The 15,142-nt window shown below is 45.5% G+C and carries 11 protein-coding genes; 6 read left to right on the plus strand and 5 right to left on the minus strand.

Annotated elements, in window-relative coordinates; translation table 11 throughout:
* Positions 1–92 precede the first annotated feature (92 nt).
* The 5 genes from EGV92_RS09365 to EGV92_RS09385 form a co-directional block, all read right to left on the minus strand.
* On the minus strand, positions 93–1,133 hold the full coding sequence (locus EGV92_RS09365; protein WP_131668991.1) for an alpha/beta fold hydrolase: 1,041 nt from the start codon (positions 1,131–1,133) through the stop codon (positions 93–95).
* Between the two features lie 366 nt (positions 1,134–1,499).
* Entirely contained in the window at positions 1,500–2,411 is a 912-nt protein-coding gene (locus EGV92_RS09370; RefSeq protein WP_131668992.1) for a DMT family transporter, read from the minus strand.
* A gap of 246 nt (positions 2,412–2,657) precedes the next feature.
* A complete protein-coding gene (locus EGV92_RS09375) occupies positions 2,658–3,353 on the minus strand; it encodes a 1-pyrroline-5-carboxylate dehydrogenase (protein ID WP_131668993.1) in 696 nt (231 codons plus the stop codon).
* Between the two features lie 168 nt (positions 3,354–3,521).
* Entirely contained in the window at positions 3,522–6,755 is a 3,234-nt protein-coding gene (gene putA, locus EGV92_RS09380) for a bifunctional proline dehydrogenase/L-glutamate gamma-semialdehyde dehydrogenase PutA (RefSeq protein WP_131668994.1), read from the minus strand.
* A gap of 810 nt (positions 6,756–7,565) precedes the next feature.
* Positions 7,566–8,864 (minus strand): NCS2 family permease, encoded by a 1,299-nt coding sequence (locus EGV92_RS09385; RefSeq protein WP_131668995.1) that lies wholly within the window; start codon positions 8,862–8,864, stop codon positions 7,566–7,568.
* Positions 8,865–9,603: 739 nt separating this feature from the next.
* On the opposite strand from EGV92_RS09385, the gene tolQ reads away from it, so the two are divergent.
* The 6 genes from tolQ (at position 9,604) to EGV92_RS13930 (ending at position 15,132) form a co-directional block, all read left to right on the plus strand.
* Positions 9,604–10,338, plus strand: a complete 735-nt coding sequence (tolQ, locus tag EGV92_RS09390) for a protein TolQ (RefSeq protein ID WP_131668996.1) — start codon at positions 9,604–9,606, stop codon at positions 10,336–10,338.
* Positions 10,335–10,796 carry a protein TolR gene (gene tolR, locus EGV92_RS09395; RefSeq protein WP_131668997.1) on the plus strand — a complete coding sequence of 154 codons (462 nt, stop codon included), beginning with the start codon at positions 10,335–10,337 and terminating at the stop codon, positions 10,794–10,796. Before tolQ ends, tolR begins: the two co-directional genes overlap by 4 nt.
* A gap of 143 nt (positions 10,797–10,939) precedes the next feature.
* The gene (locus tag EGV92_RS09400) at positions 10,940–11,968 is read left to right on the plus strand and encodes a cell envelope integrity TolA family protein (protein WP_131668998.1); all 1,029 of its coding nucleotides are present in this window, start codon (positions 10,940–10,942) and stop codon (positions 11,966–11,968) included.
* A gap of 223 nt (positions 11,969–12,191) precedes the next feature.
* Entirely contained in the window at positions 12,192–13,499 is a 1,308-nt protein-coding gene (locus tag EGV92_RS09405; protein WP_131668999.1) for a PD40 domain-containing protein, read from the plus strand.
* A gap of 259 nt (positions 13,500–13,758) precedes the next feature.
* Positions 13,759–14,730 (plus strand): M28 family metallopeptidase, encoded by a 972-nt coding sequence (locus tag EGV92_RS09410; RefSeq protein ID WP_131669000.1) that lies wholly within the window; start codon positions 13,759–13,761, stop codon positions 14,728–14,730.
* A gap of 252 nt (positions 14,731–14,982) precedes the next feature.
* A complete protein-coding gene (locus tag EGV92_RS13930) occupies positions 14,983–15,132 on the plus strand; it encodes a hypothetical protein (protein WP_165525602.1) in 150 nt (49 codons plus the stop codon).
* Positions 15,133–15,142: the final 10 nt, after the last annotated feature.

Raw genomic sequence — 15,142 nt, forward strand, 5'->3', positions numbered from 1 at the left:
TATTAGTTTTTTGCGTTCATTTCATTAAATGTGAATTTAGCTTGATAGCTATATTACCCTGCTAGACTCAAATAGCGATAATTTAATAATTATTATTCATTATTTAGCATTCTCTGCTCATTAACTAACTTGCCCGCCAAAAACCGTTTCGCTATGGCTACTGTAGCCTTGGGGTCTTCTTCTTGTGGCACATGACCCAAATTATCAAACACTACCAGCTGGCTACCTTTGATATCTTGATGAAAGCGTTCGGCATTTTCTACAGGGATTAGGTCATCCTTTGCGCCCCAAAGGATTAAAGTCGGTACGGATATGGTTTGGATCAGCGCTTGCTGACCTGAGCTGTCGAACTCGCGCATCCGCCGTGATAACGCACCACGGTTGCCTTCGCGCAAAGTCAACTCAAAGTAGCGCTCTATCAAACTATCTGTGACCTTACTGTCATCAGTATAGACGCTAAGTAAGCTGTTTTTTACCACAGAGCGTGGCAATACATGTTTGATAATAGGGTCTAAAACAGGATATCTAGCGAGTTTGAAGCCAATAGGTACGTGCTTAGGGGTGGCAGGATAACCGACTGAATCAATCAAAATAAGTTGGTCTACCAGCTCAGGGTATAGGGTGGTCGTAAGCCAAGCAACCTTGCCGCCTAGAGAGTTACCAACCAAGCTGGCTCGCTCAACACTTAGCCTATCTAGCACTTGTTTGACAAAAATAGCATAGTTCTGCGCAGTATAAGCCGTGCTTTCATCTACAAATGGCCCTGTTAGCCCAAACCCAGGCAAGTCCATACGGATAACGCAGTGGTCGACCTCTAACTGCGTCGCCCAATCATTCCAAGTGTGCAAACTGGCAGAAGTACCATGTAATAAGACGATGACTTCAGAAGCTTTACTACTGAGGTGAATGTTATCTTTTTGCGCGACCTTGCTCAAGCGCTGACGGCATAGGTCAGATTGCACGATATGCACCTGCATACCTTGCACTTCAACAAACTCACTATCGGGCAGTTGCCAGTGCGCCAGCTCGGCAACCGAACGATCTGGCTGCCAAAAATAGGCCAATACGCCTGCGCTAATAATAGTGACGCCTAATAAGATAATACTTAGTATAGAAACAATCCGTTGCCGCACCTTTGCTAGTCCTTTTAATTAACTGTCCTTTTAAGTAACAGTTCTGGAAAATGGCAACTCTTAAAAGCACCCGTCATGTTATCGCAGGTTTCACGTAATCACTAGTTGAGCAAACGACTAAAAGCCAAGAGTAATCCTCTAAGCACTATTAAGAACTTTCAAGACGGCTGCATTCCCAAACTATAATAACTTCAATCTAACAACAATAGCATGATACTGGGATAGATTTTTTGTAGTCTCAGTTAGCGTACTCACAGCAAGTTAAAAAAATAATGCCCGTATCGCGCTAATATCTATAGTACTTTTCCGGTTGGCCATGTCAGTCATCTTGGTTGATGGGTTGCCCCATAAATGAGTTGCCCAATCTTACTTTGAGTGATGAGACTCTTCCCACAGCACTTCTACAGGGTTACGACTGCGTTCATAATAAGTGACAAATACCACGGAGCCTATAATCATGGCTGAGCCAATCCACAGCATACCAGGTGGTACCCAACCGAATACCAAGAACCCTGCTAGCACATTAAAGGGCAATTTAAGATGGTCAAAAGGCTGCACAAATGACGCATCAGCTACCGAATAAGCCTTGGCCACTGACCACTGTGCGAAGCCTGTCAACGCGCCGCTCATTACCAATAACGCCCAAGGCTGCCAGCCTGATGGTACAGCCAACTGCGGCAAGCCAAATAACAAGTCAAATGGCAACATTAATACCAACAAGTAAAATACGATGGTGGTAGGAGAGTCTTGACTGACGGTGAACTTGGTCAAGAGCGAAGCACTGGCCCAGAAGAACGCGGCACCAATCGGCAATAAGGCGGCCCAAACAAAGTCATCTGACCAAGGTTGCAATATAAGCATCGCTCCCGCGAAGCCGACGATAGTAGCGAGCCAGCGTAATAGACTGACGGACTCACGCAGCAGCAGCCCTGAACCAATAGTGACAAATAACGGCGAGGTCATTAATAACGCTATACCCTGCCAGATAGGCACAGGGTAAGTGAGCGCCGCTGTCCATAACTGAATACCAATGACAGACACCCCGACGCGCAGCACATGTAGCCAGCGAAAATCAGAGCGCGCAGCTGCGCGAATAGCGCCAGTACCTATTAAGGGGATGAATATCAGCAAAGCAATACCATATTGATACAACACCGCTGAGCCTGAATTGATGTCAAAGGTGATGCCTAGATATTGTAGTGTGGTATTGATAATAGCGAAGGTTACCCCCGCAGTTACCATCCAAAAAGCACCGAGCAAGGGGTGATGATTAGACATAGGGTTGTGGCTCGAACAAAAGCATAATGATAACTTATAAACAGGTTAAACATCGACCCAATGAGTGAATATGCTTTATCAAGCACTGAGTATATCTGTAGTAAAAATCAATTTTATCTATCAAGGCTGCTGTTTATGTCTTTTGGGTTCACTCTTTCTTAATAAGAAAAAGCGCTTTTAATATCCTAAAAGCGCTTTTTGTCATCCTACCCAGTTATACAGGTGTTAATCAACTTTAGTAGCGTCTTATTCGCCCACTCCAAGCTCAAGCAAGCTTGCATTACCACCAATGGCAGTGGTGTTGATGGTCTTGACGCGCTCGGTAATAAAGTTATACAGATAATCTGGCGTCAGCATCTCTCGGCAGCCTTTGGTATCTGTCACGGCAATGACTCTCGTCAAGATACCGTCAGATTTAGCCAGCTCAGCAGCAATATGCTGAACTTCAGTAGGCGTACCTACCACTGCCACTTGGGCGAGCTTATCCATATGTAATAGTGTGATGGTTTGCGAGTCGTTAGCAATGCTAATCACATCTTCTTTAATACCTGCTTGGTATAAGACATCTACCGCCTCGGTGCAAATCTCAGGCTGACTTGGATAATGCAGAATGACTTCATTACCCGCCAGTAGAGCAGCCATCATCTGACCGAGTACTGGTAAAGTCTTCGCGCCCTCGCTACCAATAATCATGGTCTTACCACGGCCACTGAGGTAAAGATCGTTTGACTCACCAGTTGCTCCATTCATTCGCAGTACTTCATCGAGCTTAGGGGCTTGGTCAATCAGGTGCGAGAACAGTCGCTTAGCCTTGTTAGTATTGCCAGTTAATAAGGCCAGTCGAGGACTAGCGGCTTGTAAATATGGCGCTCTATCAATCGCCCCTAGCAGTCGCCAAGCTTCACAGATTTGGGCGTGGTTTTTTTTGAATTCAGTCGCCATGATAAGGCTCCTATTAATGCTTTAGTATTGAATTAATTAAAATCAAGAAAAAGAGAAACAAATAAGATCAGTATTAAGTCTAGCCGCTGGTATAAGGCTTCCCCTTATACCAGTCGGCTCTGTATCTACTTTTATCCCATTGTTTTTATTGATCATAATAAACAGCTGCTACTGGCTATCTTCCCAGCGCATCAGACGAGCCACATAGTGTGGGCCACCAGCTTTAGGGCCGGTACCAGATAAGCCGCAGCCACCAAAGGGTTGAACATCTACCACAGCACCGATTTGGTTACGGTTTACGTAGGTATTGCCTACCATCACGCGGCGCTCAATATGCTCAGCAGTGCGCTCAATTCGACTATGAATACCTAAGGTCAAACCAAAACCAGTCGCATTAATCGCGTCAATCAAGCTATCAAGCTCGCCAGCTTTATAGCGTAAGACGTGCAAGATAGGACCAAAGTGCTCACCTGCGATGACATCGATGCTTTTGACTTCGATAGCCGTTGGCAATACGTAGGTAGCCTGCGCTTGCTGACTGGCAGCCTCTGCACCGAGTGGCGTCTGTGCCAAGATAGTCGCCGTAGGCTCAGCCTGCATACGCTCGATGTGCATCTCAAGGCCTTGTTTGGCGTCTTCATCAATGACAGGGCCTACATCGGTAGTCACCTGCACAGGATTGCCCACGACCAGCTCCGCCATATGACCTTGCAATAGCTCAATGATGCCATCCGCCACGTCATCTTGAACACACAGAATACGACAAGCAGAGCAGCGCTGACCTGCAGAGCCAAAGGCAGACAGTACGGCATCTTTGACCACTTGCTCAGGCAGTGCCGTAGAGTCCACAATCATCGCATTTTGACCACCTGTCTCAGCGATTAATATGGGCAGCTCTGTGGGCGACTCTTGGTTGGCTACGCTATCTTTTTCAGCATGCAAGCTTTGATTAATGCGCTGCGCCGTCTGGGTCGAGCCCGTAAAGATAACGCCAGCGATGTTGCCTGCCGAGGTCAAAGCAGCGCCAACCTCGCCAGCACCGAGCACTAGCTGTAAAGCCGAACGTGGCACACCTGCTTGATACATCAAGGCCGCGGCAAAATGAGCAATCAGACTGGTTTGTTCAGCAGGCTTAGCAACGACGGTATTTCCCGCAGCTAAGGCAGCAACAATCTGACCAGTATAAATAGCCAGTGGGAAGTTCCATGGACTGATACAGACCAAGGTTCCACGCGCAGCCAGTCGCTGAGTAACTTCTACTCCGGTCAAGTCAGTAAAGGTATTGACCTCTTTAGCCAGACGCTCTGCTTCATCTGCATAGTATCGGCAGAAATCAACTGCCTCACGGATCTCATCAATGCTGTCTTGCATGGTCTTGCCCGCTTCTAAATGGCACAGCGCCATGAGTTCAGCATAGTTGGCTTCATACAGCTCAGCAATCTGGCGCAAGATAGCAGCGCGTTCGTGAGCGGCGGTATTCGCCCACGTGTCTTGACCTGCTATCGCCGCAGCAATGGCTTTGGTTGCTATCTCTGCATTGGCATAATGTACCTGACCGACAAGGATATCGTGGTTCCAAGGTGCACGAACCTCATTGATATCGCCTGCGTTATTGTTAGAGCTATCAGCGCCATTACTCGTAGTGTCGACATCATCATTTATACCACTGATACCATCAATAATCGATGCCGCTGTCCAGGTCTTATCAAGGTACGAATCAATGGCGGCCTTAAAAGGTATCCACTGCGATTCAATAAAGATATTAGGCGCAAAGCTGGCCTTTCTATCACCATAGATCTCAAGCGGTAATGGAATATTCGGGTTGCGCAATTGATTATGAGCAGTCAGCTTGTCATATGGATGTACCGTGAGCTTCTCGATGGGATATGACTTGTCCAATAGCTGATGCACAAAGGAGCTGTTAGCACCGTTTTCTAATAAGCGGCGCACTAAATACGGGAGCAAATCCTTATGCGCGCCTACTGGTGCGTAGATACGAACCGGAATCTGATAGGATTGCAAGATATGGTCGTATAGCGCGTCACCCATACCATGCAGACGCTGAAACTCGAAGTCTTTGTGCGTGCTCATGGTCATGACAGATGCTAGCGTGTGCGCATTATGGGTAGCAAACTGTGGCCAGATCAGTCCGCGTAAATGGTCACTAAGCAAGAACCTTGCGCAGGCAAGATAGGCACAGTCTGTCCCTTCTTTACGCGTCCAAACCGGATAGCCTGACAGCCCTTTTTGCTGCGCAAGCTTAATCTCAAAGTCCCAATAAGCACCTTTGACCAGACGCACAGGAATGCGGTCACCGACTTCTTTGGCAAGGCTCGCAAGCCAAGCAAAGATAGCGATAGCGCGTTTAGAGTAGCCCTGAACGACTAAGCCTAGACCATCCCAACCTGCGGTCATAGGATCGCGGTAAAGCGCTTCAAATAATTTAAGGGAGATCTCCAGACGGTCGGCTTCCTCAGCATCGATACTGATATCGACATTAACCTCACGTGCCGCTTCGATCAATAGCAGACAGCGCTGACGCAGTAGCCCCAATACTTGTGCTTCTTGTGTCGCCTCATAGCGTGGGTGCAACGCCGAGAGCTTAATTGAGACAGACGGCTTTGGCATACCCTCAGCCACCTCAATATGGGCAGTCTTTTTAATCGCGTGCAGATAGTCGGCAAAGTATTTTTCGGCATCTTTATTGGTAATGGCAGCTTCACCGAGCATGTCAAAAGAATAGGTATAGCCTTTTTTACGGTACGGCTGGCTATTCTTGTTAGCGTCCTCAATACTCTCGCCTAATACGAACTGATGGCCCATTACACGCATGGCCTTTTGCATCGCAGCACGAATAACCGGTTCACCCATCTTTTTGGTCATACGATCCAAAAATCCAGCAGCGGTTAAGCCCTTGTCAATACTGACCACACGGCCTGTCATCATAAGCCCCCAAGTCGAGGCATTGACGATAAAGCCATTGTTATCTTTTAGATGCTTTTTCCAGTCCGCTACGCTCATCTTATCTTGAATCAGCGCATCTGCTGTCGCATTATCGGGCACACGAATCAAGGCTTCAGCCAGACTCATCAGCAAGATACCTTCTTGCGTATCCAAGCTATATTCTAATAATAATGAATCCACCATCTTGACGGCTTTATCATTTTGGCGCACATGAGTGACCAGCTTTCGCGTCTGCTCAGTTGCTGCTTCTTTTTCTTCAGCCGTAGGTTTTGCCAAGGGTAATAACTGAGATAGCCAAGTATCTTCATCCACGCTATATAGAGGAGAGACACGCTGTAACAGCTCATTAGGTGACTGCTGAATGTAAGCAGGGTCTAATAAGTCGCTCGGCGAAAATAAGATAGGGTTTTTCGGGGTGAATTGCTCGATTGGGGACATACCGACTCCATTCTTAGTCAAGAATTATCATAAGATTGTTGTTATTTGCATTTTTTGCTTGATGATTAGTAACTTCAACTTTTTTGCCCCAGTAGATAGTCATAAGGCCGCATAAAAGTGAATCAGTAATATCAGTACCATATCACCCAGACTCTGTGACAGTATCAGTATTAATGCTGGAGCGTCAAAGTAGCAATGCGAAAAAGCAGTGCCTAGGAGCTATGCGATAAAGCAGAGCCTAGCAAGGAGGTATCGTAAAGACCTATCAATGAAGTAACGATGACATCAATCTATAAACACAAATTAATCAGTAAGCAGCATTAGCGCCTTCTTCATGATGGTAGTGACTGCAAAATGGTAAAACAACCAAAGACCTTCAGCAAAATTTAAAGCACTTGTTTGCAAAATATAGTCTATATATAGCAAGAGTCACTGTCAGAAAAACCTCTACGGCGTTGATTGAGGTGATGCGCTTAACTAACTGCATGGTATCATGAAAAGTATAGCCAAACTATGGGTTATAGCCTTGTCAGACTGAATTCCTTGTTCAGTATTTATGATTGTACCTTTTACTGGCTTTAAAGTTTTTACACCGGCTCGAATAGCATTTGCATTCAGCGCTATCTTTTTTAATATTGTGTCAAAGCATAACCCCTTATTAGGTAAGGGCAGCTGGCAACCCTTCTATAAAAATTAAAAAGCCCCTATCAACTTAATTGATAAGGGCTTGACTTAATAAGCTTAGTAATATCATCTCATCAACTGTGATAGATGATGGCTATTGAAGTTTAAACTGCTCTTAGCAACTGATTAGCTCAAAAATATGAATTTAGACAAGAGCACAATACTCAGAACCCAGACAGCAGGGCTAATCTCAGAGAACTTACCGGCCAAGGCTTTTAATACCGTATAGGTGATAAAGCCAAGTGCGATACCATCCGCTACAGAGTAAGTCAGTGGAGTGAATAACAATACTACCGCTGCAGGAGCCGCCTCAGTCAAATCATCCCAATGAATGTCTCTTAAAGAAGACATCATTAGCACAGCCACGTAGAATATCGCCCCAGCAGTAGCATAGGCTGGAATCATACCCGCTAATGGCGCAAAAAATAAACTGAGTAAGAACATTACGCCAACAGTAATAGCCATTAAACCAGTGCGGCCACCCGAGGCGACGCCAGACACACTTTCAATATAGCTGGTGGTGGATGATGTCCCTAGCAGCGAGCCTGCAACCGTTGCAGTCGAATCGGCAAGGAGCGCTTTACCCATATTAGGAATATTGCCTTGCTTATCCATTAGGCCTGCTTTACTGGTAATACCAATTAAGCTACCCGTAGTATCAAACAAATCAACGAATAAAAAGGCAAATATGACAGCAATCATACCGACATCAAAGGCACCAGCAACATCTAGCTGCATGATCGTCGGTGCAATACTTGGTGGCAGTGATACAATACCACCGAACTCCGTGTGACCAGTAATAAGACTTATAGCAGCAATAAGAAGAATACCGATGGTTACCGCACCTGGGACCTTTTTATAAGCTAAAGCTGCGATAATAAAGAACCCTAAAGCGCCCATTGCTGGTGCATAGCTCTTCATATCACCGAGCATCACTAGCGTCGCATCACGGCCGACGATAATACCGGCACTTTGCAGCGCAATAAAGCCTAAGAATGCACCAATACCTGCGACAATACTAAGCTTCAAGGTCAAGGGAATGGCATTAATAATCAACTCGCGAATCTTAAATAGACTTAGCAGAATAAAGATACACCCTGACAAAAATACTGCGCCCAGAGCCGTCTGCCAAGTATAGCCCATACCCAACACCACGCCATACGTAAAGAAGGCGTTAAGTCCCATTCCTGGTGCTAACGCCACGGGAAGCTTGGCAAATGCCCCCATAATAAAACAGCCGACTGCCGCTGCTAAGCAAGTAGCGACAAATACCGCCCCCTTATCCATGCCAGCTTCTGATAGTACGTTCGGGTTGACAAAGATGATATAGGCCATAGTTAAGAAGGTGGTGACTCCAGCCATCACCTCAGTCTTAATGGTCGTATTGGTGCCATTAATCCCAAAATAACGTTCAATTGCATTCATAAGTAACGCCTAGCTTGTAATAAATTTAATCAATCAATACAACCGCTATTGCCAAGGTAGTTAGCAATCAGTGTATTACGAAGGGGTAACAAATAGTAACATATCAACCCAATGCCTAAGTCAACTTAATCTATGAATCTTAGAGCTTTGTATAAGACACCCTCGAAGATAGCTGTATAGTAAGTTCATTATAAAAACGCTACAGCGGTACTGAGATGAATTTTTCGCAGCCTCTGTCGGCATACCGCGGCAAGGCAGAAAAACTTATACCAGTTGCGCATCATACTACGATGACTCTATTTTATTTAGACTCGACTATAACTTTCAAAGCATACTTAGCGAAGATCGATAAGTTAGACATTAATCACTATTGTTCATGTAGGGGTTAATAATTTGCGACATTATACAAAGGTTTTATCTATAATACTTTGACTTAATCCCTAAGATTTATAGTATTGTAATAATCAGGCAAAACTTACTGAAATATATGCAATTAACATTCCAATGTTCTTAGTACTGCTATCGTGACGTTACCGTAAAGCGGCTGCAATACTATGGTCAGCTATGGACAATTGGCACGTTAGGATATTTCAGTATTCGCAATACGCAATAATAGCCGACACAAACTGACCTTTAACACATTTATAAATGACGCTTGGTGTATTTCGCAGTAAACTAGCCGGCTGACTGTGACTGCCTTTTGTCTATTTTTTAACTTTCGCATAAGTGAGCGACTTGAATGCCAGAATCGTTGAATATCCTTGAACTAATCACTGGGGCCAGCTTGTTGGTTCAAATAGTCATGGCGCTACTACTCCTAGCATCGCTGGTCTGTTGGGTGATTATCTTTCGTCTAAGCGCCAAGCTTGGATCTGCCAAAAGCTTTGACGAACAGTTTGAGTCGTGGTTTTGGTCCGGAGAGGATCTGGCTAAGCTCTACCAAGGCGTACAAAACTCCCCAGATAGGCAAGGTCTCGAGCAAGTCTTCTACGTTGGCTTTTCTGAGTATTTAAAAATGCACAAAAAACGCCAACCAAAATCCGATATTATCGATGGTGTTGAGCGTAAGCTTCGCGTCGGTCTAGGGCGTCAGCAGCAGCTATTAGAGTCAGGACTAGCGACGCTCGCCAGCGTTGGCTCTGTTGCCCCTTATGTAGGACTGTTCGGTACGGTCTGGGGTATTATGAATGCCTTTTTGGGCTTATCACAGACCGAGCAAGCCAGTCTGGCTGCCGTCGCTCCTGGAATTGCTGAAGCTCTAATTGCCACGGCTATGGGGCTATTCGCCGCTATTCCTGCCGTGCTCGCCTATAATCACTTTACGGCTAAGGCTAACCGAATCTATGACTCGCGCGCCCTATTCTGTGATGAAATGACAGGTATGCTCCAGCGTGAGACTAGCGCTGCGCCAGCGACTGCTAACACCCCTACTGCCCAGACCCAGCAAGTTGATCCGCAAAGAGCTACCCTATGAATACCAGCCCCTATCGCCGCGAAAAAAGGGCGCTTAATGCTCAAATGAATGTCGTGCCTTATATCGATGTGATGCTGGTACTACTGGTCATTTTTATGGTGACAGCCCCCATGCTCACCACTGGCGTAGACGTGGATCTACCCAAGGAGCAGACCAATACTTTAAGTACCAGTAACCAGCTGCCGGTTATTATCTCACTACGAGACAACGGTGAGATCTTTATTAGCTTTGAAAATAATATCGATCAGCCCGTCAGTGAGCCAGAGCTTATTGACACCTTATCTCGGCTACAGAGCCAAAGCCAAGCTAATGGTCAACAGCCCGTCCAAGTGATGATTAATGCCGATCAAAACAACCAATATGGTGCAATTATGCAGCTGATGGCAAGCCTACAGCAAGCTGGCATCGAAAAAGTAGGTTTACTGACCGGTAGACCACTGCCTGAGCCTACATTATAGTTCGTACTTTTTAGAGTCCCTATTGGCCGTACGCTTATAGCCTGATGATCGATAATCATCTCCAGGCCAATGGGCGGCAGTTTCGTAAAACGATGACATGTCCTATACCGTGTCAATTTTAAACCGTGGAAGGTAGGCGTTAAATGAAGCAAGCTCCCTCCGTCTTTGTCCCTACCCGCCCTGAAGGCGACGGTCTTACTGTGCCTGTGTTATTAAGTGTGCTAGCGCATGGGTTACTGATTGGTTTTGTCATCTTTACTCATCAGACCCCTGAGCTTGAGACCGCAGCCAGTATTGAGACTACCATGGTATCACCCGAGCAGCTCGCCGAGATGCAAGCGCAGATACTAGCCAATAGAGCGGCATCTGGTGGCCAGTCTTCTGTATCTGCCAGTGAAGACGCTATCGTGATGCCATCCAGCCCTGATCAATCCTTTAATTCAAATGACTCAGGTAGCCTGAATGGTAGTCAAAGCTCGTCTGCAAACAGTGCAGCTACCACCAATCGACCTGCTATTTTTGAGCGCTCCGATAGCCCCGCCGACTCTCAAGTGGATGATGGTATATTACTTAGCCGTGAGCATCGGCTAAAAATCCAACAGGCGAATGCTGAGTACGAGCGCAAAATGGCCGCCTTAGCCGAACAAATTGACGAAGCGATAGCAAATAAAGATAATGCCCTTCTCGATGAGGCGAGAGAGCGCGAGCGTATTAGGCAAGCTCGAGTAGATGAGTTAAAGAAAATCGAAAAAAGTGGCCCGATGATTAAGCGCCCAACCACAGATAGTAAAAACAGCACAAATAAAGGCGCTGCCTCTGACTCTATTAATATCGGTCTCTCAGACGGCACACCCATAGCTGCCGGCAGCACAACAGGCAAGTCCAGTGCTAGCAGTGGTAGTCCGTCAAAATCCGTTGGTGAATACAAATCAGCCATTGCCAAAAAAATTCAGCGTAACCTTCAAGCGCCTATAGGCACTCAAGGAATCAAGGCCACTGTGAATCTTAGGCTAGATGCCAGTGGTAATGTATTGTCCGCTAATGCCAGTGGATCTAACCCCGAGGTCAATAGTGCAGCAGAGCAAGCAGCGCTAAATGCTAGTCCCCTACCCATCGACTTTGACAATCCTGATGCTTACGCCAATCTAAGAATAAATGTCGTCGTTGAATAAAATCGTGTTAGATTAACGATAAAATAAAAAAGTATAGCCACAAATTCAGTCGATAAAATATAATCAGCACTATTAAAGCTATTCCTAGTCACTGCCCTTTGCCTGATATATTGCTTGATATACTTAGAACGCGCTTAACAAGCTTACAGACATTTAACTCAAATAGCAGCAGCTTACTCAATAAAACCCACTCACATTCTATAACGCTTTAGGTTATCCATTTATGAGACTACTAAATTTTAGCACTATTAATAAGACGTCACGTTTATTCATTACCGCTCCCTTACTGCTGACCTCAATGTCAGCTTTAGCTGCTGACCCGTTAGAGATTGATGTATCCGTTATCGCGCCCAGACAGCTTAATCAAGTGGCGATTGTGCCTTTTGCTGGTGACAATGTCATCTCACCGGTGGTACTCAATGATTTGAGTAAAACTGAGCTTCGAGCCACCAGTCAGAATCTGCCCCAACAGCCGCATAGTAGTAGCGAGCTGGCAGGAACGCTGCCTATCTGGCAACAGACTGGCATCCCTTATCTTGTCGTCGGTAGTACCCGCTCTAATAAGGGTCAGGTCATCACTGACTATGAAGTGATAGACCTTAAGTCTGGGAGAATTATTGGTGGTAAGCAAAGCTTGAGCGCTAACAATGATCGTAGCAGCTTGCGTTTTGCTGGTCACGTCATTGCCAATAAGATTCAAGAGCTGATTACTGGTGTTCCTGGTGACTTCACAGGAAGAATTGCCTACATTGAAGAGACAGGAAGCGACAAAGACAAAACCTCCACCCTTAAGGTTATCGATGCCGATGGTGAGAATCCTGCAACCCTCTATGGTCCAGTCAAAGGTTCCATCTTTTCACCCGCTTGGTCACCCGATGCTCGGCAGATTGCTTTTGCCGTACAGCGCCCCAAAGGCTATCCTGTCATCTATATTCAAAATGCCAGTGGCGGTAGTCCGCGCTTAGTCACTCCTTATCCAGGTAGCAACTTAAACCCTAGCTTCTCTCCTGATGGCGGCAGTTTGATTTTCTCAAGTAGCTTTGAGGGCAATGCTGATATCTACCGAATCAATCTGGCCAGTGGTGGAATACAAAAACTTATTGGTACTCCTTATAATGATGTGCAGCCAAGCTATGCACCTGATGGTAGCTCATTCTTATATGTGTCTGATCCAGGCGGCGAAAACCGACCACAAATTTACCGTTATAACTTTGCTACAGGCAAGTCTAGTCTAGTATCGCGCAGCGGTTACGCGACCAGTCCGCAATATAACAAAGACGGCAGTCAGATTGCCTTCTTAAGTGGTCGCTCCGCTGCCATCATGAACTCTGCTGGCGCAGTCGTAACCAACCTTGGCAACACGGGTATTGATGAAGCTCCTAGCTTCTCACCGAATGGCAAACGTGTCGTCTACGCCTCTAAACAAGGTGGCAAAGGGATATTAACCATCAAGTCTTTGACTGGTGGTGAGGCGTTTGGTAAGTCCTCGGACGGCACTATTCGCTCGCCCACTTGGTCGCCTAACCCATAATGAATCCCGTACTATGACTAAGAGTAAGCGCCTAACTTTAGGCGCTTATTCTTGCGTCCGCTTTTCGGTAAGATTGATCAGTATATTTAAGTAAGTAAAGTAAATTTACTTTAATTTAGTTGGGTTTTTAAGCATAATTGCACTCAAACTAAGCTAAGATTAACTTGGTTAAGCTTATGCAATCAGCAAAATCTTACTGTGAACTGATTTGTACAAATTAGTTGCTAACAATCACTCTATTTAGGGTTTAATCTTTATTATGTTGTCAAAAAAACTACCATCGCTTTTGCTTTTGGCCTTGTTAACTGGCTGCGCCACTAACAGCGCCGTTCAGCTCAAGCCTGCTCCTGAACATACTATCGCCAACGCTACCATTAGCACACAAGCAACTGAGCAGATCTTATCCACGCTAGCCAGTGATGACATGCAAGGTCGTCAAGATGGCACGCCCGGCGGTGAAAAGGCCGCCAGCTTCATTGAAAGTCATTTTCAAGCCGCAGGTCTTTCTACTCTTACTGGTATCGATGGCTACCGCCAAGTTTATAGCTATGATGAGCAGCCCATAAGTAATATTGTTGGCGTTATTAAGGGCAAAAGCCGACCTGATGAATTTGTCGTTTTTGGTGCGCATTACGATCATTTAGGCATGACAGATCAAGGTGTTGACCGCATCTTTAATGGTGCTAATGATGATGCCTCTGGCGTTACAGCATTAATTCAGTTGGCGCAGTATTATAAGCAGCTGGGCAATAATGAGCGCAGCATTATCTTCGTTGCTTTCTCAGGTGAGGAAGCCGGTGGCTTTGGCTCTAAAGCATTTAGCACGCTAATCGACCCTGACAAAGTAGTGGCCATGTTTAACATTGAGATGATTGGCACACCAAGTAAATGGGGGCGTAACTCCGCTTATATTACTGGCTTTGATAAATCTGACTTTGGCACTATCTTGCAGCGCAACTTAAAAGGATCTAACTTCCACTTCTACCCTGATCCTTATCCAGCTCAGGACTTATTCTATCGCTCTGATAATGCCACTTTGGCCGCTCAAGGCGTGCCTGCCCATACTATCTCTACTTCCAAAATGGACAATGAGCCGTATTATCATACCGTCGATGATGAGATTGAGACCTTAGATATCCCTAACACTACTGCCATTATCAAAGCGATCGCCGTTAGTGCGACCAGCATCATCAATGGGCAGAGTACACCGACCAGAATTACAGAAAAATAAACTCCTATCTGTTGATTAGATTAGCCGCTTTATAATCCATCTTTTCTGATACATACGTATCAATTAAGGGTACTTAGCGGTTAATGAAGAGCTAAAAAATAGCTAAAAGCAAAAAAGCGCTTGTAATTAAGCGCTTTTTGATTAGGGTCACTTAGGACTTAACCACAGCTGTAGTGCTGACTGGGCATAATCTAAAAGCCATCTAATAAAAATGATAGTATCAAATCATTAATTTACGAGTTGAGGCAAGCCATGCGACCTGATTTATTCGCACCTATATTGATTCTGTATGCAGCGTGTAACCTAACGGGCTGCCAAGTTATTCAAACTTTTGACCACCCTATTCCCGTTACTACTGATTATAACCATAATCCAGAAGCGACTATAGCCAGTCAAAAATAAAAGTGATAAC

Origin of the sequence: Psychrobacter pygoscelis (assembly GCF_004335015.1) — a bacterium.
In the GTDB taxonomy this organism is placed as follows: Bacteria; Pseudomonadota; Gammaproteobacteria; order Pseudomonadales; family Moraxellaceae; genus Psychrobacter; species Psychrobacter pygoscelis.